This is a genomic window from Vibrio sp. M60_M70, assembly GCF_037162085.1.
Taxonomy (GTDB): domain Bacteria; phylum Pseudomonadota; class Gammaproteobacteria; order Enterobacterales; family Vibrionaceae; genus Vibrio; species Vibrio diabolicus.
The window spans coordinates 429,279-448,660 of the sequence record NZ_JARLUL010000001.1 but is presented as its reverse complement, the minus strand read 5'-3'; the positions used below and the strand labels follow the sequence as shown (position 1 = coordinate 448,660).

The 19,382-nt window shown below is 44.8% G+C and carries 15 protein-coding genes; 3 read left to right on the top strand and 12 right to left on the bottom strand.

Features of this window, described 5'->3' with window-relative positions; all coding sequences use genetic code 11:
• Complete coding sequence (gene dhaL, locus P4S59_RS02210) at positions 1 to 636, bottom strand: dihydroxyacetone kinase subunit DhaL (protein ID WP_337167932.1); 636 nt, start codon at positions 634 to 636, stop codon at positions 1 to 3.
• 14 nt (positions 637 to 650) lie between these two features.
• Positions 651 to 1,709 (bottom strand): dihydroxyacetone kinase subunit DhaK, encoded by a 1,059-nt coding sequence (gene dhaK / locus P4S59_RS02205; RefSeq protein ID WP_031854725.1) that lies wholly within the window; start codon positions 1,707 to 1,709, stop codon positions 651 to 653.
• 352 nt (positions 1,710 to 2,061) lie between these two features.
• Between dhaK and P4S59_RS02200 the strand changes: the two genes are divergently transcribed.
• On the top strand, positions 2,062 to 3,144 hold the full coding sequence (locus tag P4S59_RS02200) for a glycerol dehydrogenase (protein ID WP_337167931.1): 1,083 nt from the start codon (positions 2,062 to 2,064) through the stop codon (positions 3,142 to 3,144).
• Positions 3,145 to 3,198: 54 nt separating this feature from the next.
• Here P4S59_RS02200 and P4S59_RS02195 read toward each other — a convergent pair whose 3' ends face one another.
• The 5 genes from P4S59_RS02195 to P4S59_RS02175 all read right to left on the bottom strand — a co-directional run bounded on the left by P4S59_RS02195 (position 3,199) and on the right by P4S59_RS02175 (position 8,662).
• On the bottom strand, positions 3,199 to 4,584 hold the full coding sequence (locus P4S59_RS02195; RefSeq protein WP_337167930.1) for a heavy metal sensor histidine kinase: 1,386 nt from the start codon (positions 4,582 to 4,584) through the stop codon (positions 3,199 to 3,201).
• Positions 4,577 to 5,269: a heavy metal response regulator transcription factor gene (locus P4S59_RS02190; protein WP_005487426.1), complete on the bottom strand. Its 693-nt coding sequence runs from the start codon at positions 5,267 to 5,269 to the stop codon at positions 4,577 to 4,579. Before P4S59_RS02190 ends, P4S59_RS02195 begins: the two co-directional genes overlap by 8 nt.
• 102 nt (positions 5,270 to 5,371) lie before the next feature.
• On the bottom strand, positions 5,372 to 5,749 hold the full coding sequence (locus P4S59_RS02185) for a DUF3316 domain-containing protein (protein WP_031815906.1): 378 nt from the start codon (positions 5,747 to 5,749) through the stop codon (positions 5,372 to 5,374).
• Positions 5,750 to 5,953: 204 nt separating this feature from the next.
• On the bottom strand, positions 5,954 to 7,786 hold the full coding sequence (gene glmS, locus P4S59_RS02180) for a glutamine--fructose-6-phosphate transaminase (isomerizing) (RefSeq protein ID WP_005392238.1): 1,833 nt from the start codon (positions 7,784 to 7,786) through the stop codon (positions 5,954 to 5,956).
• 114 nt (positions 7,787 to 7,900) lie between these two features.
• Positions 7,901 to 8,662 (bottom strand): DeoR/GlpR family DNA-binding transcription regulator, encoded by a 762-nt coding sequence (locus P4S59_RS02175; RefSeq protein ID WP_005392240.1) that lies wholly within the window; start codon positions 8,660 to 8,662, stop codon positions 7,901 to 7,903.
• 433 nt (positions 8,663 to 9,095) lie between these two features.
• Between P4S59_RS02175 and pykF the strand changes: the two genes are divergently transcribed.
• The gene (gene pykF / locus P4S59_RS02170) at positions 9,096 to 10,508 is read left to right on the top strand and encodes a pyruvate kinase PykF (RefSeq protein ID WP_005392243.1); all 1,413 of its coding nucleotides are present in this window, start codon (positions 9,096 to 9,098) and stop codon (positions 10,506 to 10,508) included.
• 157 nt (positions 10,509 to 10,665) lie between these two features.
• A complete protein-coding gene (locus P4S59_RS02165) occupies positions 10,666 to 11,352 on the top strand; it encodes a GntR family transcriptional regulator (protein ID WP_006742739.1) in 687 nt (228 codons plus the stop codon).
• A 64-nt stretch (positions 11,353 to 11,416) separates the two neighbouring features.
• On the opposite strand, the gene P4S59_RS02160 is transcribed toward P4S59_RS02165, so the two are convergent.
• From P4S59_RS02160 to calR, 5 genes are all read right to left on the bottom strand, one after another.
• Complete coding sequence (locus P4S59_RS02160; protein WP_005392251.1) at positions 11,417 to 13,297, bottom strand: sensor domain-containing diguanylate cyclase; 1,881 nt, start codon at positions 13,295 to 13,297, stop codon at positions 11,417 to 11,419.
• 109 nt (positions 13,298 to 13,406) lie between these two features.
• Positions 13,407 to 13,901 (bottom strand): acetolactate synthase small subunit, encoded by a 495-nt coding sequence (gene ilvN, locus P4S59_RS02155; protein ID WP_005392253.1) that lies wholly within the window; start codon positions 13,899 to 13,901, stop codon positions 13,407 to 13,409.
• Between the two features lies 1 nt (position 13,902).
• Positions 13,903 to 15,627 (bottom strand): acetolactate synthase 3 large subunit, encoded by a 1,725-nt coding sequence (locus tag P4S59_RS02150; RefSeq protein ID WP_085342747.1) that lies wholly within the window; start codon positions 15,625 to 15,627, stop codon positions 13,903 to 13,905.
• Positions 15,628 to 16,076: 449 nt separating this feature from the next.
• A complete protein-coding gene (locus tag P4S59_RS02145; RefSeq protein WP_046874025.1) occupies positions 16,077 to 17,885 on the bottom strand; it encodes an AMP-dependent synthetase/ligase in 1,809 nt (602 codons plus the stop codon).
• A 294-nt stretch (positions 17,886 to 18,179) separates the two neighbouring features.
• Complete coding sequence (gene calR / locus P4S59_RS02140; protein ID WP_005379693.1) at positions 18,180 to 19,139, bottom strand: LysR family transcriptional regulator CalR; 960 nt, start codon at positions 19,137 to 19,139, stop codon at positions 18,180 to 18,182.
• Positions 19,140 to 19,382: the final 243 nt, after the last annotated feature.

The following is a 19,382-nucleotide window of genomic DNA, read 5'->3' as shown; positions in this document are numbered from 1 at the left end:
TTAATTACCTGCTATTGCCTGCTGTAGTGCTTTAATCATTAACAAAGAAGAGGTTGCGCCGGGGTCTTGGTGACCAATACTACGTTCACCTAAATAGCTTGCTCGCCCTTTTTTCGCCAACATTTCAATCGTGGCAACCGCGTTCGTTTCTGCTAGCTCAACCATTTCATTCAATAAATGGTCAGCGCTCATGCCATTTTCTAACGACGCCTTCACGCTAACTAAAACGGGTAACCAAACATCACACATGGTTTTATCACCCAGTTCCGCTTTACCACGAGACACCACGCCATCCACACCGCTTTTTAGTGCATCCACCAACTCTTCAAACGTTAATTGCTCTCGAGTTCCGACAGCGGCGGCCGTGCGAATAAACAGCGTTCCATACAGCGGGCCACTTGCCCCACCGACACTAGAAAGCAAGGTCATGCCCGTATTCTTGAGAATGCTGCCGATATTTTGGTCCGCAAATTGCGGCAGTTTTTCAGCAACTTTTTTAAAGCCTCGGTTCATATTGAGACCGTGGTCTGCGTCACCAATATCACGATCAAGGCCGGTCAGAAAATCTTGATTCTCTTGATACGTTTTTGCACATAGCTCTAACCAGTGAACGATATGTTGTTTTTCAATTTGCATGTTTGCTCCCCCTGTTACCACTTGATCGCTGCCGTATCGACAGGAGCATCAAACAGCTCCAACATCTCTTTATCTGCTTTCAGCAACGTAATTGAAACGCCTTCCATATCGAGTGACGTACAGAAGTTACCAACCATATTACGCACGATACGGAACCCTGCTTGCTCGCAGTTATGAGCAAGACGGCGGTACACTCCGTAAAGCTCTGAAGTTGGCGTACCGCCCATACCATTCACCATCACAATGTAGTCGTGTTCAGCGGCGAAAGGCTCAATGCTGGATTCCACTTCATCCCATTCACCTTCGTCACGATTCCAAATACGCAAAGTGCGCTGATAAGGTGTGTTTTCAGCAACTTCAGCAAACATTTCATCCACTAACGTATCGACGTCGGTGTATTTCACTCGCTTGATACCTGGTTCACCATGGATACCAACACCAAACTCCACTTCATCATCTTGCAGAACAAAAGATGGTTTACCCGCCGCTGGCACAACACAAGCATTAAGCGCCACGCCAAATGAACGACAGTGATTATTAACGCGACGAGCCAGTGCTTCACATTGCTCCAACGAATAGCCTTTGTTCGCGGCAGCCCCAACTAACTTCTCAACCAATACCGTTCCAGCAACGCCACGGCGACCAGCGGTGTATAGGCTGTCTTTGACTGCAACATCGTCATCCACCAACACCGACCCAACTTTGATACCATCGGTATGAAGCAGCTCCACAGCCGTTTCAAAGTTCAACACATCACCGGTGTAGTTTTTAATGATAAACAGCACGCCCTCACCGGTATTCACTTGGTTACCACATTCGTACATTTGATCTGGCGTTGGTGAAGTAAACACCTCACCAGGACAGGCGCCTGTCAGCATACCTTTACCAATAAAGCCTGCGTGCAAAGGTTCATGACCACAGCCACCACCAGAAACCAGTGCCACTTGCCCCGGCGTTTCCTCATGCCACATGTAACGAGGTTCGTAGTTGGCTTTTAGTTCAGGGCGGGACAGTGCCAGGCCTTCCATTTGCTGCAATACAACATCATCAACTTGGTTAATTAATTTTTTCATCGTTCTATCTCATTCCATTTATATTTTTATGTAGGGTATGAATTCATCTTAAACAGAGAAAAAACGTGCTCAACAAAAATCAATCCGTTTCATATTGAAACAACAACTTCGGCATTTTCGTTTCAATATGAAACGAAAAACGACAGATTCGCTTGAATAGTGATCGTCGCCATAAAGCATGCTGATGTTTATTACTTCTGACAGTCGGTTTGACACAGAGGTCATAAAAGCATGGAACAAAACCAGAGATATCCTTCACCACCTACCACACCAAACCTAATATAAACCTTATCCCTACAATGGATATTCATTGCAGTCCAAAACACACATAAAAAGGTTAAAGGTTTGAATTATGGACAAAATTATTATCAGCCCAAGCAAATACGTCCAAGGTGAACAAGTACTTACATCTATCGCTCACTATGTGAAAACATTAGGTGAACGTCCGTTAGTAATTGCCGATGAGTTCGTGACTAATCTGGTTGGTGATGACGTCAAACAAAGCTTTGCTGACGAAAAGCTTCCACTCACTATGAACATTTTTGGTGGCGAATGTTCGCGCGTTGAGATTGAACGCATCACGGACATTTGTGCGACTCAAAAACATGATGTCATTGTCGGTATTGGTGGCGGTAAAACGTTAGATACAGCAAAGGCCGTTGCGTTTTACACCAAAATTCCTGTCGTGGTGGTTCCTACGATTGCCTCGACGGATGCGCCAACCTCAGCTCTTGCGGTGATATACACACCAGAAGGTGAATTTGCGGAATACTTGATGATCCCTAAAAACCCAGACATGGTCATCATGGATACATCAGTCATCGCAAAAGCCCCAGTTCGCCTACTGGTATCGGGGATGGGCGACGCGCTTTCCACCTACTTTGAAGCTCGTGCCAACATGACTTCTGGTAAGGCAACAATGGCTGGTGGGTTAGCGACGCGTTCAGCACAAGCGCTTGCGAAACTTTGCTATGAAACCTTGCTTGAAGATGGTGTAAAAGCAAAAGCTGCGGTAGAAAATGGTGTGAGCACCAAAGCGGTAGAAAACATTATTGAAGCCAATACATACCTAAGCGGTATCGGTTTTGAAAGCAGTGGTCTAGCGGGTGCTCACGCTATTCATAACGGCCTAACTAAGCTTGAAGAGTGTCATCATCTCTATCATGGTGAGAAAGTCGCGTTCGGCACACTTGTTCAATTGGTGTTAGAAAACGCAGCGATGGAAGAGATTAATACGGTTCTCGTCTTCTGCCGATCTGTAGGTCTACCAACCAACTTATTTGATATGGGCGTTAAAGAGCTTAATCACGATAAGTTGCGCGAGGTCGCCGAAGCTTCAACGGCCGAGGGAGAAACCATCCACAATATGCCATTCCCAGTGACGGCAGAAAATGTCTACTCTGCAATTCTAACCGCTCATCAACTGGGTCAATAACCCAAATAACTTCAAACGAGTTTAAGTCTCCAAAGGCAAGCCAAGGCTTGCCTTTTATGCTTCAACTGACTTATCACTTCCATTGACACCTGCCGATGGCAACATCATAACAAACCGCGTCTTGTCTTTATCTGATGTTACTTTTATCTGTCCTTCATACGCTTGCACGATAGATTGGGTAATCGATAAACCTAGCCCTGCACCGACGCTACCTACATGTTGGCGAGACTTATCTGCGCGATAAAAACGGTCGAAAAGGTACGGTAAGTTTTGCTCGGCAATGGTATCACCTTGGTTGCTGACCGATATCGTAACCTGTTCATCAACCTCTTGAACGTCAATCACAATGGTTGAATCAGCATACGCATGACGAATCGCGTTGGAGAGCAAATTGCCCACTGCACGCTCAAACATGTTTTTGTCCATATAGAGCTGACCGTCGCCTGAGCTCACGATTTGCACATCGGCATCTTCGGCCAATATTTCAAAATACGCGACCAAACGGTCGATTTCCTCCTGCACCGCAAACACTTCGTCATGGCGATGAATGAGCTTGTTTTCGGCCTTGGCAATGTAGAGCAAATCGTTGATGGTTTTCGTGATGCGGTTGAGTTCTTCCAACGTTGAGGCAATCGCATCCTGATACTCTTCAGGCGTTCGACACGCACCTAAAATGACCTGATTTTGCGTGGTAATGTTGGTGAGTGGCGTTTTTAACTCATGTGCTATATCAGAAGAAAACTCGCTCAAGCGGCGAAAACCAGTTTGCAACCTATCGAGCATCGCGTTGTGTTTGTTGGCTAACTCGCGCAGTTCTATTGGCAACGAATCGGGGTCGAGACGAATGCCCATTTGCTCTGGTGATATCTGTTGAATGTGCTGATTCAATCCCACAATCGGCTTCAACCCACGTTTTACCATCCAACCGCTCAACGTGGAAGAAATCACAAACGCCAAACCGAGCGCCCAAAACAAAATCCAGTCGAGCTTATCCAAAAACAAAATATGGTGATTGATACTCATGCCGAGCACCACCTGATACTCCCCAGCTTGAAACGCAAACGCGCGAATATTCAGCGAGTCCTCACTCCATTCGATGGCGCGCTCGTGATTTAAGACCTGAGGTGAGCTAATGCTGTAGGCTCGGTTCTGAGGAATCGTCAGGCTCGAATTCTGATACACGTTCTGCTTGCCTTCAAACACCCACATATAGAGCGTACTGTTATTCGCTTGCTTGAACACATCCTCTGGCGAGCGTTTTAACTCGTTCTCAATGGCATTGAACTTACTGGAAATATAGCTGAAATCTTGCGAATAAAAGTGGCGCTCAATGGCGTACTGTAGGATGAAAGCCAAAGAAAAATAGGTAACAAACGTCATGCTAACAAACATCAGCACGAGCTTGTTTTTCATGGAAAAAGGCAGCGAAAACTTAGGCATCACGACTCTCTTCGAGTTTGTAGCCCATCCCTCTGACAGTGTGAATCAGTGGTTTATCGAACGGTTTGTCCACTTTGCTACGCAGACGTTTGACCGCCACATCAATCACATTGGTATCGCTGTCAAAATTCATATCCCACACTAACGACGCAATGGTGGTACGTGAAAGCACTTGGCCAGTTTTGCGCATCAACAACTCAAGCAGGGCATATTCTTTGGCGGTAAGCGACATCGACTGCCCCGCGCGCGTGGCAACGCGTTTGATCATATCAAGTTCTAAATCTGCCACACGTAATGTTTGCGGCGATGCGACCACTTGCGCGGCAATATGATGACGAAATACGTTTTGAACACGCGCCAGTAGCTCCGCAAACGCGTAAGGTTTTACCACATAGTCATTGGCACCCAGCTCAAAACCGCGCACGCGATCTTCCACTTGCTCCTTAGCTGTCAGCATGATCACTGGGGTGTGAATCCCACTACTGCGCAATGTATTAAGCACCTGCCAACCATCGAGTTTAGGCAACATAATGTCGAGGAGGATTAAGTCATATTCTTCACTGGTAGCGTGATAAAGCCCATCGACCCCATCATGCACTAAATCCACCACATACCCAGATTCAATCAAACCTTTTTGCAGATATTCTCCGGCTTTGTGCTCATCTTCGACGATCAATATTTTCAACTTTACTTACCTAGTGTGTTAGCGGGAGGATGAGAACCCAGTATAAAGCTCGAAAAAGAGCATGATGTGAACCACACCATACTCTTCCCCATTGGCAAACCATTATCGATTGTTATCGCGTTCGGCATAATGCACTTTGACATTCACTTTGCCCAAATATTCCAACTGACCATCTTCATTCATGCGTTCTTGCACGGTCACGAAGCCACCATCTTTTAAATGCGTACTGCGAGACTTCACATTAAACGTCAGGATATTGAGCTCTTTATTCAGTTCACGAGCCGTCATGGTTTTAAGTGAATTGAGTTCAGACAGTGCCTGTTGATAAGCCTCATCTGACGTTGCTGTCGGCGTAACTGAGATGGTTTTCATCTCTTCGCGGCTCACGTAGTTGCCACCAGTGAAAAGTGGTTGAGCGAATGCAGATGCGCTAGTGATTGCCATTACCGTTACAAAAAGAGCAGTTTTGATTGCGTTCATGTTGTTAACCTTTGAGTGCTTGTTTTCAATGAGGTCATTATTGAACACCGCCTCTGACACCACCCTTTCAACAACATGACATTTTTGTCATGAAAGCAACCTACTGGCGAAGGCTCTTGAGCGTTCCATTACGCTTAGAATAAGACAAAAAAAGCGGCACATACTCTCGCATGTGCCGCTTGGGATTTTTGCTGTTAAGCGTAATTACTCAACCGTTACCGCTTTCGCTAGGTTACGTGGTTGGTCTACGTCCGTACCTTTGATCAGTGCTACGTAGTAAGACAGCAACTGCATTGGGATGGTGTAGTAGATCGCCGCCGTGATTTCACTAACGTGAGGCATCGTGATGATCTTCATTGTCTCATCGCCTTCGAAGCCTGCGTCTGCATCTGCGAATACGTATAGAAGGCCGCCACGTGCACGTACTTCTTCAACGTTTGATTTTAGCTTTTCAAGTAGGTCGTTACTTGGTGCAACCACAACAACAGGCATGTCAGCATCAATCAGCGCTAGAGGACCATGTTTCAGTTCACCCGCCGCGTAAGCTTCTGCGTGGATGTAAGAGATCTCTTTCAATTTTAGAGACGCTTCCATCGCGATTGGATAGAATTCACCACGACCTAGGAACAATGTGTGGTGCTTGTCTGCGAAATCCGTCGCTAGTGCTTCAATGTCTTTCTCGAAAGAAAGTGCCGCGTTGATTTGCTTAGGAAGTGCGTGTAGCGCTTCAACAATCTCTTTTTCTTTCTCTTTGCTAACGCGACCTTGCTCTTTACCTAACGCCGTAACCAGCATCAATAGTGCAGAAAGCTGAGTCGTGAACGCTTTGGTTGAAGCGACACCGATTTCAACACCAGCGCGAGTCATGAACGCAAAATCTGATTCACGAACCAAAGAAGAACCTGCTACGTTACAAATGGTCATCGCCGCCATGTAACCTTTTTCTTTCGCGAGACGAAGTGCTGCTAGCGTATCGGCGGTTTCACCAGACTGAGACAACGTGATCAATAGGCTGTTTGGACGAGTCACAAACTTGCGGTAACGGAATTCAGACGCAATTTCTACATCACAGCTCACGCCAGCAATGTCTTCAAACCAGTAACGCGCTGTCATACCTGCGTTGTAAGACGTACCACACGCAACGATTTGTACGTGTTCTACTTTGCTTAGAATGTCAGCCGCATGCACACCGATCGCATCAGTTACAACGGAGTCTGCCGTGATACGGCCTTCCATTGTGTTGATCAACGCTTTAGGTTGCTCATAGATTTCTTTTTGCATGAAGTGGCGGTATTGGCCTTTATCGCCAGCATCATGTTCTGCGTTAGATTCTACGATTTCACGCTCAACCAGCTCGCCCGTTGCGTCAAAGACAGTAACTTCACGGCGAGTGATTTCTGCCACATCACCTTCTTCTAGGTACATGAAACGGCGCGTTACATTCAGTAGCGCAAGTTGGTCAGAAGCCAGGAAGTTTTCACCCACACCAAAACCAATTACGATCGGGCTGCCTGAACGTGCAACTACGATGCGTGAAGGATCTTTGCGATCCAACGCTACCGTGCCGTATGCGCCTTCAAGTTGTTTTGCTGTTTTTTGTACTGCTTCTAGTAGCGTTTCTGAAGTGCGAAGTTCCCACTCAACCATGTGTGCGATAACTTCTGTATCCGTTTGAGATTCAAACACGTAACCACGAGATTGAAGCAATTCACGAAGCTCTTCGTGGTTTTCGATAATACCGTTATGTACAACAGCAATATCGCCAGACATATGTGGGTGTGCATTAACTTCAGATGGTTCACCGTGCGTCGCCCAGCGAGTGTGTGCAATACCCGTTCCGCCGATCACTTTTGCTTCTTCTACTGCATCAGCCAGTTCTTGCACTTTACCCAAGCGACGAACGCGCGTTAGGTTTGACTCGCCATCAACAACAGCAACGCCAGCAGAGTCGTAACCGCGGTACTCTAAGCGGCGTAGACCTTCAACCAAAATTTCTGCAACATCTCGTTGTGCTACTGCACCTACGATTCCACACATGTGTTTATCTCCGTTTGTAGTTTTGTTCTTCCCTAGCCATGTTTCAGATAGAGGCAGCAAGCAAAGGCCTGTATTCAGAGGGAAGTGAAATATGAAACTGATTACATTATTAGATTAGGCGCAAATAACTTTCACGCCATGTTGTTCAATCTGTATTTTGTGTTCTTGCTGAATATCAGCATCCGTCACTAGCACATCAATTTGATGCCAAGCGAGCTCTAAATTCGGGATCTTACGACCGATTTTTTCCGATTCGATCATGACGATCACTTCGCGCGACACTTCCGCCATCACCTTACTCAAACCAACCAATTCATTAAATGTTGTGGTGCCGCGTTCGAGATCGATGCCATCCGCACCGATAAATAGCTGGTCAAAATCGTAAGCTCGTAATACAGATTCGGCTACTTTGCCTTGAAAAGATTCTGAGTGCGTATCCCAAGTCCCACCAGTCATCAGCAGTGTTGGTTCGCTCTCTAATTCATTAAGGGCGTTAGCAACATGCAACGAGTTGGTCATGACAACTAAGCCACGTTTGTCATTCAACTGTTGAATCAACGCAGCCGTCGTACTGCCACTGTCGATCACGATGCGATTATGGTCTCGAATCAGTGATGCCGCTGCTTTTGCCAAGTTTAGCTTTCGAGTCGAAACATTAGCGCTCAATTCTTCGTGAATGACTTCGGTTGGGATAGCAATCGCACCGCCGTAGCGGCGTAGAAGTTGGCCATTTTTCTCTAAAGAAGCTAAATCCTTTCTAATCGTGACCTCTGAGGTTTCGAATTTCTGAGCGAGTTCGTCAACGCTGACTTCTCCTAGCTCAGAAACCAAGTTAGAAATGGCGTGTCTTCTTAGTTGAGTGTTTCGTTTCGACATTTACGTTTTGAACTTAAGTTTCGATGTGAAACTTATTATAGTCAAACCGAAACTTTTAAGTCCATTTATTTCGATCCAAAAAATTAATATTTCTCGATAAAACCTTGTCCTAAGACAATTCTTAAACAGTGATATTGGATTCATTCAGTGGTAGAATTCGCCACCGAAAAGAAAAAAAATTACAGAATTGAAGGCTATTTTTTTGCAACTTTCTGCATATAAAGTGGGATTAGTCACAAAAAGGTAACCAAAATCGCCGATCTTTTAGTCATAAAATGACTAAACTTGGTGAAAGACTTTCAGAATCTGAAGTACTGATAATGAGGCGAAAAATCGGTGGGTGACAGGCACTAAATGTCATCAATAACGCCCTAACTTCAGAGTAAACAACCGACTTTCAAATTGTAACTATACTTACCGGAGAGTATCTTCCATGAAAAAGACCAAAATCGTATGTACGATTGGCCCTAAAACTGAATCTGTAGAGAAGCTAACTGAGCTAGTGAACGCAGGCATGAACGTAATGCGTCTTAACTTCTCTCACGGTGACTACGAAGAACACGGCACTCGTATCGCGAACTTCCGTAAAGTAATGGAAGCTACTGGCAAACCACTAGCAATTCTTCTAGATACTAAAGGTCCAGAAATCCGCACTATTAAGCTAGAAGGCGGTAACGACGTTGATCTAGTAGCTGGTCAAGAATTCACTTTCACAACTGACACTTCAGTTGTAGGTAACAAAGATAAAGTTGCAGTAACTTACGCAGGTTTCGCAGCAGACTTAAACGTAGGTAACACTATCCTAGTCGACGACGGTCTAATCGAGATGGAAGTTATCTCTAAGACTGAAACAGAAGTTAAATGTAAAGTACTTAACAACGGTGCACTAGGCGAGAACAAAGGTGTGAACCTTCCTGGCGTTTCTGTAAACCTACCTGCTCTATCTGAAAAAGATAAGAACGACCTTAAATTCGGTTGTGAGCAAGGCGTTGACTTCGTAGCTGCTTCTTTCATCCGTAAAGCTTCTGACGTTCAAGAAATCCGTGAAGTACTTGCTGCAAACGGCGGCGAGAACATCCACATCATCTCTAAGATCGAAAACCAAGAAGGTGTTGATAACTTCGACGAGATCCTAGAGCTTTCTGACGGCATCATGGTTGCTCGTGGTGACCTAGGTGTTGAAATCCCAGCTGAAGAAGTAATCTTCGCTCAGAAAATGATGATCGAGAAGTGTAACCGTGCACGTAAGATGGTTATCACTGCAACTCAAATGCTTGATTCTATGATCAACAACCCACGTCCTACTCGTGCGGAAGCAGGCGACGTTGCTAACGCGGTAATGGACGGTACTGACGCAGTAATGCTTTCTGGTGAAACTGCTAAAGGTAAGTACCCAGTTGAAGCGGTAACTATCATGGCTCAAATCGCGAACCGTACTGATTCAGCGCTAAAAGCTGAGCTAGGTTCTCGTCTAGACAGCCCACGTCTACGTATCACTGAAGCAGTATGTAAAGGCGCAGTAGACACAGCTGAGAAACTGGCTGCTCCACTTATCGTTGTTGCAACTGAAGGTGGTAAATCTGCACGTTCAGTACGTAAATACTTCCCAACTGCAAACATCCTAGCACTAACAACAAACAAGAAAACAGCAGCACAACTTGTTCTAACTAAAGGTGTGACGCCAGTTGTTGTTGATTCTATCGAAAGCACTGACGCATTCTACGTAGCAGGTAAAGAGCTTGCTCTAGAATCTGGTCTAGGTAACAAAGGCGACATCGTAGTGATGGTTTCTGGTGCTCTAGTTGCTTCAGGCACTACGAACACAGCTTCTGTACACGTACTATAAGACTGAACTTTTCATACTTCAGTTGATTGATAAAGAGGGCTTATGCCCTCTTTTTTTATATGGCTTTCTTGCTCTAATAATAGCCTAACTGTATCATTCACCATGCGCAGAATTGCGTACTGTTTAATTTTGTCGTCACGATTAAAATTTCTATGAGGTGTATGTGTCCAGTCCCACTCTTACCGACAAAGTATCAAAAATGATCCGTCAGGATATTCTCGATGGCGTGCTTAAACCGGGTCAAAAACTCGTGGTTGCGGAACTCAAAGAGAAGTACAACGTAGGAGCGTCACCCATTCGCGAAGCTTTGGTGCAGTTATCGTGGAGCAAATACGTCAAACTCGAGCCGCAAAAAGGCTGCTGGGTTGCACCTGTATGTAAAGATGAGTTGAATGACTTGTACGAGAGCCTACAAATGGTCTCTGCATGCCTACTAAATAAAGCAATTGTGATTGGCGATGAAAATTGGGAACTGGACGTCCTAACCGCTTATCACAAGTTATCCCGCTCTAAATCTGGCGAAAGCTTTTGCTGGAAGGAATGGGAAGAGCGCCATAATCAGTTTCTTACTGCGCTGTTTGAAGGCGCCGGCTCTGCCAATATGTTTGGTTTTTTCCGCGATCTACTCACGCAAATTAAGCGTTACCAATATTTTGCTATGCAAATGTTAGGTACTGGAAACCCAGGGCACTGTAATATCGATGAGCAAGAAATGCTGATGAAGACGTCGTTAGATAAAAAGAGCCAGGATGCTTTAGGTTATCTAGAGCGTTATTTGAGACAGTCAATGCAGTGTATCGAAGCGGCCATCGACAACCAATATCGCATACTGGCTAGCGAATAACGCTGAGGCTAAAATAAGCATAAAAATCGGGGTCTATCCCCGATTTTTTGTTTTTGAAAAAGAGCTAAGCAATATCATCGAAACTATGACATAGCGATACGCAGTTACGCCCTGCACTTTTGGATTCATACAAGGCAATATCAGCACATTTATAAGTGCGCGTGCGATCAGAAGTTAAATCACTATACCCGGCGCTAACAGTAATCGCTCTATCACTGCGCAGTTGAACCGCCACACGTAACCGGTTCAATACAACTTCTGCTTCTTCGAGTGTGGTATGCGGCATGATCACCGCAAACTCCTCACCACCGACGCGAGAAACAAAGTCAGTACTGCGCACCTCTTTAAGAAGAGTCTCAGCGACACTGCAAATCACTTTGTCCCCTTCATCGTGCCCAAGTTCATCGTTAATGCGCTTAAAGTGGTCAATATCAAACAACGCCAAACATGCAGGGGGACTATCAGGATAACGCTCAATAATCCCGGCATATTGCGCTAATTGCTCTTCAAATTTTCGACGGTTCCACAAGCCCGTCAAACCATCTTTTTCACTGAGGTTGCGTAGCTTTTCTTCCAGCTCTTTTTGCTCGGATATATCCACCAGCGACGTGATGTAATAGCTCACTTTACCTGACTTGGTTAAGTTTGCCTGAATGCGCATAATGGCGGTAAATACGTGATTAAACTTGGTTCGACAACGAACCTCACCTTCCCAAACGTGCTCGTTCGCAAGCTTATTCCAAATATTGAGGGTCGACTCGAGATCTTCCGGTAAGAAAATTAGATTATGCGCATTCCAGCCTTGAGTATGCTTGGTGGAATAGCCCATCATGTTTTCAAATTCTTGGTTCACCATAATGATTCGATGCGACGCATCTGAGATCATCACCGCAGTCATGCCATCAAGTGCAGCCCGAGCTAACTTCGATTCCATACTATGACGTCGATAGTGCAGGGCTAGCGCGGTCGTTGGTAAAGTAAAACCAAACACCAAACTTAATACAAAAAACGCTTCTTGGATTAAGTCATCAATATCTCGCTGAGATCGAGATAGTAATTGCTCATTCGTGAGATCAATCACCAGATGAAGTGGCTCACTAGAAACAAATTGGATCGTGCTATATGCTATCAAATTCGAGCCGTTGTACTCATAGCCCGAAACTTCTGAGATCATCGTGCGCCAAATGTTGGGATACATCCGGCCAAAATTAAATTGAGAACGAGCTGGAATAATGTTGCCGTACAAGCGTGATGACTTAGGACTCGCGATATAAAAGCCATCACTTTTAATTAACTCAATATGAAAATCCCGCACCGGTGAGTAGTTGAGTCGAGAAGATAAATACTCAATATCAACATTAAGAACAAGATACCCTTCGCGTTTCCCATTGAGAGAAATCGGCATCAGAATACGCAATGAAGGGCTATAAGGGTAAACAAGCTCACCATTTTCCCGCTCCAGTTCAATCCCCCACGACGCAATTTCATCATTACCTAAACCTTGCGCGTAATGAAAATAATCCCGCTCTGACTTGTCATGTAATTTGAGGGCGGGTGCAGCGATACCCGTTTTGAAATCGTAATTAATCCGTGCTTTTTCCTGACCGGTAATATCAAGAAAACGAATTTGTTTATATAGCTTTTGGTTGATCGCAACCGAGATCCACATATCTTCTAAGATAGAAAGGTTGACCCGGTTCGGCTGACGTAGATAGTCGTAAAGACTTTGGCTGTGACCGAGAAGATCGCTGATCGTCTCAATTTGATCCTGAATATTGTTGTATTCGCGACCAGTATAAGCCAGTTGGTGTAATGCTTCTTGAGCGGTATTCTCAACGTTACTCTCTAATAACGTCAGATATTTCTGATAATAGTAAACTGCAGTGAGCGCACTAAAAAATAGTGCTGTCGCCAACAATGTGCCGACTCGCTTAGGTATTTTCACGCGTCTACTGCCTATAATGCTTACTAAAACGACAATTATATCATTAATTGTTATTTTCTAAACAAAAAGCCACTTAGATTAAGTGGCTTTTCTATATGCAATTAGATAATTACGGTTTGAGTGCGCGCTCACCTCGGGCAATGCCCACTACCCCACTACGAGCAACTTCGACGACTTCAGTTACTTCAGATATCGCTTGAATGAAGGCATCCAACTTTTCACTCGTGCCCGCAAGTTGTACCGTGTATTGAGCAGCAGTGACATCCACGATCTGGCCACGGAAGATGTCTGCCGTCCGTTTCACTTCTGCTCGCGCAAAACCGCTGGCTTTCACTTTCACCATCATCAGTTCACGTTCGATGTGCTCGTACTCGGTGACTTCTTGTACTTTCAGCACATCGATCAATTTGTGTAACTGCTTCTGAATTTGCTCCAACTGCATCTCATCAGACGTCGTGGTAATGTTCATTCGCGACAGCGTTTCATCATCTGTCGGTGATACCGTCAAAGATTCAATGTTGTAACCACGTTGAGAGAACAAACCAACAACACGAGACAACGCACCCGGTTGGTTTTCCAATAGCAGTGAAATAATGTGTCTCATATTAAGTTCTCTCCGTTTTGCTTAGCCACATTTTATCCATACCCTCACCTTTGATTTGCATCGGGTATACGTGTTCGGTTTCGTCTACGTTGATGTCCACAAACACCAGACGATCTTTCATATCCAACGCTTTTTGTAGCCCTTCTTCGAGCTGTTCAGGCGTTTCGATACGAATACCGACGTGACCATAAGCTTCTGCAATCGCTGCAAAATCAGGAACAGAACTCATGTAAGAATTAGAGTGACGACCTTGATAAATAATGTCTTGCCACTGTTTTACCATGCCTAAGAATCGGTTGTTTAGGTTGATGATCTTCACTGGAATGTCGTATTGCATGGCTGTCGAAAGCTCTTGGATATTCATTTGAATACTGCCATCACCCGTAACAACTACGACTTCTTCTTGTGGCATGGCAAACTTAACACCCATACCAGCCGGAAGGCCAAATCCCATAGTGCCCAATCCACCCGAGTTGATCCAACGGCGTGGTTTGTTAAATGGGTAGTAAAGTGCTGCAAACATCTGGTGCTGACCCACATCAGAAGCAACATACGCATCACCATTGGTCAGCTTGTGCAAGGTTTCAATCACTTGCTGTGGTTTAATTCGCTCTGGTGACTTCTCATAAGCCAAACAATTTCGGTCACGCCACACCTGAATGTCATCCCACCATGCGGTGATGGCATCTTCATCGTTCCCACCTTCTTGCTCTGCCAGCAGGCCAAGCATGGTTGTGAGCACTTTTTCCGCAGAGCCGACGATAGGTAAATCCACTTTCACGTTTTTCGAGATCGATGATGGATCGATATCAATATGCATGACTTTTGCGTTTGGGCAGTATTTTTCAAGGTTGTTCGTCGTGCGATCATCAAAACGCACACCGATACCAAAAATGAGATCCGCTTCATGCATCGCCATATTGGCTTCGTAAGTACCATGCATACCCAGCATGCCCAGTGAGTTTTTATGTGTTCCAGGGAATGCGCCTAGTCCCATCAACGTACTGACTACTGGAAGGTTCAGCTTGTCGGAGAGCTCTAAAATATGTTCATGAGCGCCAGAAATCACAGCACCACCACCGATATAAAGCACTGGCTTTTTCGCTTCTAATAGCGATTTAAGGGCTTTTTTAATCTGGCCTTTATGACCCGACGTCGTCGGCTTGTAAGAACGCATTGAAAGCGTTTCTGGGTATTGGTAAGGCAGTTTGATTTGCGGATTCATTACATCTTTCGGCAAGTCAATAACTACTGGACCAGGTCGACCTGTGGTCGCGATATAAAACGCTTTCTTGATCGTTTCAGGAATATCTTCCGCTTTTTTCACTAAAAAGCTGTGTTTGACCACTGGGCGAGAGACACCAACGATGTCACATTCTTGGAAAGCATCATTACCAATTAGGCTATTAGGTACGTTACCCGAAATAACGATCATTGGGATGGAGTCCATATAAGCCGTGGCAATACCAGTAATGGTATTGGTCGCGCCCGGACCTGAACATACCAGTACGACACCCGGTTTACCGGTAGCGCGAGCGTAACCATCTGCCATATGAGTGGCGGCTTGCTCATGCCTTACAAGTACGTGTTTGATTTGATCGGTTTTGGCATGCAGTGCATCGTAGATATCCAAAACGGAGCCACCTGGGTAGCCAAAGATCTGCTCTACGTGCTCTTCTATCAGAGATTGAACCACCATCTCTGCGCCTGACAACATTGCTGTCATAATTGCTCTCCTTAGCCAGTTTCCTCACCGTAAGGTCAACGGATTGGTCTGGTTTTACATAGTCTAGGTCTTATTCGTAGCCTAATCGAAATACTTCCACGTTTTCGGCTATGTCTTGCGTTCGTCATAACATCCCGCAAGGTTACCCAACAAATGTAACGTTTTATTATCAACGGGTCTAATGAGAGGTTGGTCTACTTTTTAAACAAGATGCTAGTAATTAGAATGTTAGTAGGAATAGCAGCCACACATACCTTATTTCACAGTACAACCTAAAAATTTAACGTTTAAAAAAAGAACATTATTTCAGAACCTTTTAAGTATAGGGTGCTAAATAGCTGTATTTGGTGAGCAAAATAGAAAGAATCAACACAAACAAAAATCCCCAGTAATGCGCAATCACATCACTGGGGATTTTTTCATCAATATAAAATCTAAGTCAGCTTAAGTTACTTTTTCTCTGACTTTTCCTTATACATTTCTTCAATTTCATCTTGGTATTTGTCATTGATGACTTTACGACGCAGTTTTTGAGTTGGCGTTAACTCACCATCATCCATAGAGAAAGCTCTTGGTAACAGTTTAAACTTCTTCACCTGTTCAAACTTTGCCAACTCTTTTTGGAGATCGTTAACACGCTTCTCAAGCATTTCGACCACTTGGTGATGCTTAATCAATTCAACGCGATCGTGATACTTGATATTCAGCTCTTTCGCATACTCTTCAAGAGAATCAAAACACGGCACAATCAGCGCCGAGACAAACTTACGCGTGTCCGCGATAACCGCGATTTGCTCGATGAAGTGGTCTTTACCAATCGCACCTTCAATCATTTGTGGAGCGATGTATTTACCACCTGAAGTTTTCATCAACTCTTTGATACGATCAGTGATGAACAGGTTGCCATTTTCATCAATGTAACCCGCATCGCCAGTTTTTAGGAAACCGTGCTCGTCAAAGGTCTTTTCGGTCTCTTCTGGCATTTTGTAATAGCCACGCATCACCATTGGACCACGCACCAGAATCTCGTTGTTCTCACCGATCTTCACTTGCGCGCCAGGCATAGACATACCAATAGAGTCTGGGTTAAAGCACTTATCATCCCAACACGATACTGTCGCCGTGGTTTCAGTCATGCCGTAACCTAACTTCACATTGATACCAATCGCGTGGAAGAATCGGCCTATGGTTTCATCTAACTTTGCACCGCCACACGGCATAAAGTTGATTTGTCCACCAAGTAACGCACGCAGCTTGCTCAAAACCAATTTATCCGCCAGGGCATATGACTTGCGCAGCATGAGCGATGGCTGACGTTTTTCTTGATGACAAGCGGCCATTTTTGCGCCCATGTTCACGGCCCAAGTAAACATGATCTTGCGATGAATTGGCGCGCGAGACACTTTCTCGTGAATCGCAGAGAAGATCTTCTCATAGAAACGCGGCACGGCACACATCACGGTAGGTTGCACTTGGCTCAGTGCATCACGTACCTGCATGGTGTCTTGCAAATAGCAGTTGGTCGCTCCTTTGTACAACACATAAAAGGTCCAAGCGCGTTCAAATACGTGTGACAACGGAAGGAAACACAGTGACACATCACTTTGAGAAAGGCTCAAGCGTTGATCGTGCCCTTCCAATTGCGCCGCAATGTTTGCGTAGTCCAACATGACACCCTTTGGTTGGCCTGTGGTACCAGAGGTGTAAATCAACGTGAGTAGATCATCTTCCTTTGCTTGCTCTAAACGTGCGTCTAATTCAACTTGGTATGTGGTATCGCCTTTGGCGACAAATGCTTGCCAAGAGATAACGAAATCATGCTCGCCAAGTTCGATATCATCAGACATGGCAACAATGAGCTCTAACTGCTCGCACTGGTCGAAAATGCTCACTGCTGCGTCAAATTGTGGCTGCTCACCAACAAACAGCACTTTGACGTCTGCGTTGTCAATGATGTACGCCGACTGAGCGGCGGTATTGGTTGGGTAAATAGGTACTGTTACGCCGCGTAGTTGTAGCGCTGCAATATCAGCAATCGTCCATTGCGGCATGTTGTTCGAGAAAATGCCGATTTTATCTTGGACTCCTAATCCCTGAGCCAAAAGTGCAAGTGATAAAGCATCAACTTGCTGACCAAATTGCGTCCACGTAATACCTTGCCATTCCTCACCCACTTTATGCTTGAGTGCAACGCGTGTACCACCGTTCGCAATTTGTTCACGAATACGTTTAACGATATGAAAATCTAACTTGGCCATTCTTTTACTTACCTTTTGGCTTACAGGCGTAAGCTAATTGAGCGAACAAGTGTACTCACGGCTTGCTAAAACGCAACTGACCAGTATCAAACTTATCACTAATAAGAGACAACTATCACTTATACGTCGCGAACATACCCAAAACTGCTGAATGATTACTCTATTTAACTTACTGTTTCGATTGTTGATTGCTAAAACAAAAAGCCCCGAGAGACAAAAATCTCTCGGGGACCAATGAATTGTAAAAATTGATGATTACCAATATGGTCTTAACCGATAAGACCAAACGTCATCTTATTTTGCGGCAACCACTTCACCACAAGTGATCATCAGTTGATCGCGCAGCCAAATGTGGCCTTTATCTTTTTCACTTGATTCATGCCAGCTTAAGAAGCCGCTGATTTCCTTGTTTGCAAATGGGAAGTCTAGAATTTGCAGCTGATCGCTGTTTACCGCATTTTCTGCCATCCAACGTGGCGCGATAGTCACAAGTTCAGATTGACCCACCACATATAGTAGGTTGCTTAGACTAGAGCCTTCGTACGCGGCTTGGCAATCCAGTTCACGATATGCTTGTTCTGAGAAGCTGCGTTGACCGTGCACTTTCGATAACTTCGCATGTTTTTCGTTAAGCAGTTGCTCGGCCGTTACACCACCTTGGATGCGTGGGTGTGTTTTTGACGCGATAACCACTAATTCATCTTTGAAGATTTCAGTACTTGAGAAACCTTGCTCATCAAAGCGAGCATAATCGATCACGAAATCAATTTCTTGATAGCGCATACGCTCAGACAACAGACGGTCAAATTCTGCATCTAGGTGAAGCTGAACGTTTGGTGCTTGTTGATTCACTTTTGCCATGATCTTCGGAGCAAAACGCATGTCACAAGGACTGCAAATCGCCAGCTTAAATAAGCGAGTCGAAGATTCTGGTTGGAATACGGAGCTAGGAAGTTCATTACGAATCAGCTGTAATGCTTGGCGAATTGGACCAAACAATTGACGAGCACGTTGCGTTGGCTGAATACCACGGCCCTGACGCATAAACAGCTCGTCGTTAAACATCACTTTTAGGCGTGCCACGGCATTACTTACTGCCGGCTGAGACATGCCTAAGTTATGTGCTGCACGAGTAATATTTTGCTCTTGCATCACAGCATCAAATACAGTCAGTAGGTTTAAATCTACACCACGCAAAGTGCTTTCCATACGGTAGCTAGCAATTGCGCTCATCGCATCTTTCTTCTCTAACATTGAGTGCGCCTCTTTTGTAATCGTCAACTTTGTTCATTAAATTCATAACGAATAGAATCCCATCTCGCACAAAAGACGGCGGCTGGATTCGAATCATTTTACGAATAGATAACCTAACTTTTTATTATATTTGCTGTCCGGATACTTCCGGCTCGAACTGTACTATCAACTAATCGATTGCGGTTTCGCAACTAGATTGATATTTAATCAGTAAATTTTAGCCGATTAGGTATTTACCCTTTA

Coding starts and splice junctions, on each gene's coding strand:
- dhaL (WP_337167932.1), bottom strand. CDS start 636: ATGCAAATTGAAAAACAACATATCGTTCACTGGTTAGAGCTATGTGCA.
- dhaK (WP_031854725.1), bottom strand. CDS start 1,709: ATGAAAAAATTAATTAACCAAGTTGATGATGTTGTATTGCAGCAAATG.
- P4S59_RS02200 (WP_337167931.1), top strand. CDS start 2,062: ATGGACAAAATTATTATCAGCCCAAGCAAATACGTCCAAGGTGAACAA.
- P4S59_RS02195 (WP_337167930.1), bottom strand. CDS start 4,584: ATGCCTAAGTTTTCGCTGCCTTTTTCCATGAAAAACAAGCTCGTGCTG.
- P4S59_RS02185 (WP_031815906.1), bottom strand. CDS start 5,749: ATGAACGCAATCAAAACTGCTCTTTTTGTAACGGTAATGGCAATCACT.
- glmS (WP_005392238.1), bottom strand. CDS start 7,786: ATGTGTGGAATCGTAGGTGCAGTAGCACAACGAGATGTTGCAGAAATT.
- P4S59_RS02175 (WP_005392240.1), bottom strand. CDS start 8,662: ATGTCGAAACGAAACACTCAACTAAGAAGACACGCCATTTCTAACTTG.
- pykF (WP_005392243.1), top strand. CDS start 9,096: ATGAAAAAGACCAAAATCGTATGTACGATTGGCCCTAAAACTGAATCT.
- ilvN (WP_005392253.1), bottom strand. CDS start 13,901: ATGAGACACATTATTTCACTGCTATTGGAAAACCAACCGGGTGCGTTG.
- P4S59_RS02150 (WP_085342747.1), bottom strand. CDS start 15,627: ATGACAGCAATGTTGTCAGGCGCAGAGATGGTGGTTCAATCTCTGATA.
- P4S59_RS02145 (WP_046874025.1), bottom strand. CDS start 17,885: ATGGCCAAGTTAGATTTTCATATCGTTAAACGTATTCGTGAACAAATT.
- calR (WP_005379693.1), bottom strand. CDS start 19,139: ATGTTAGAGAAGAAAGATGCGATGAGCGCAATTGCTAGCTACCGTATG.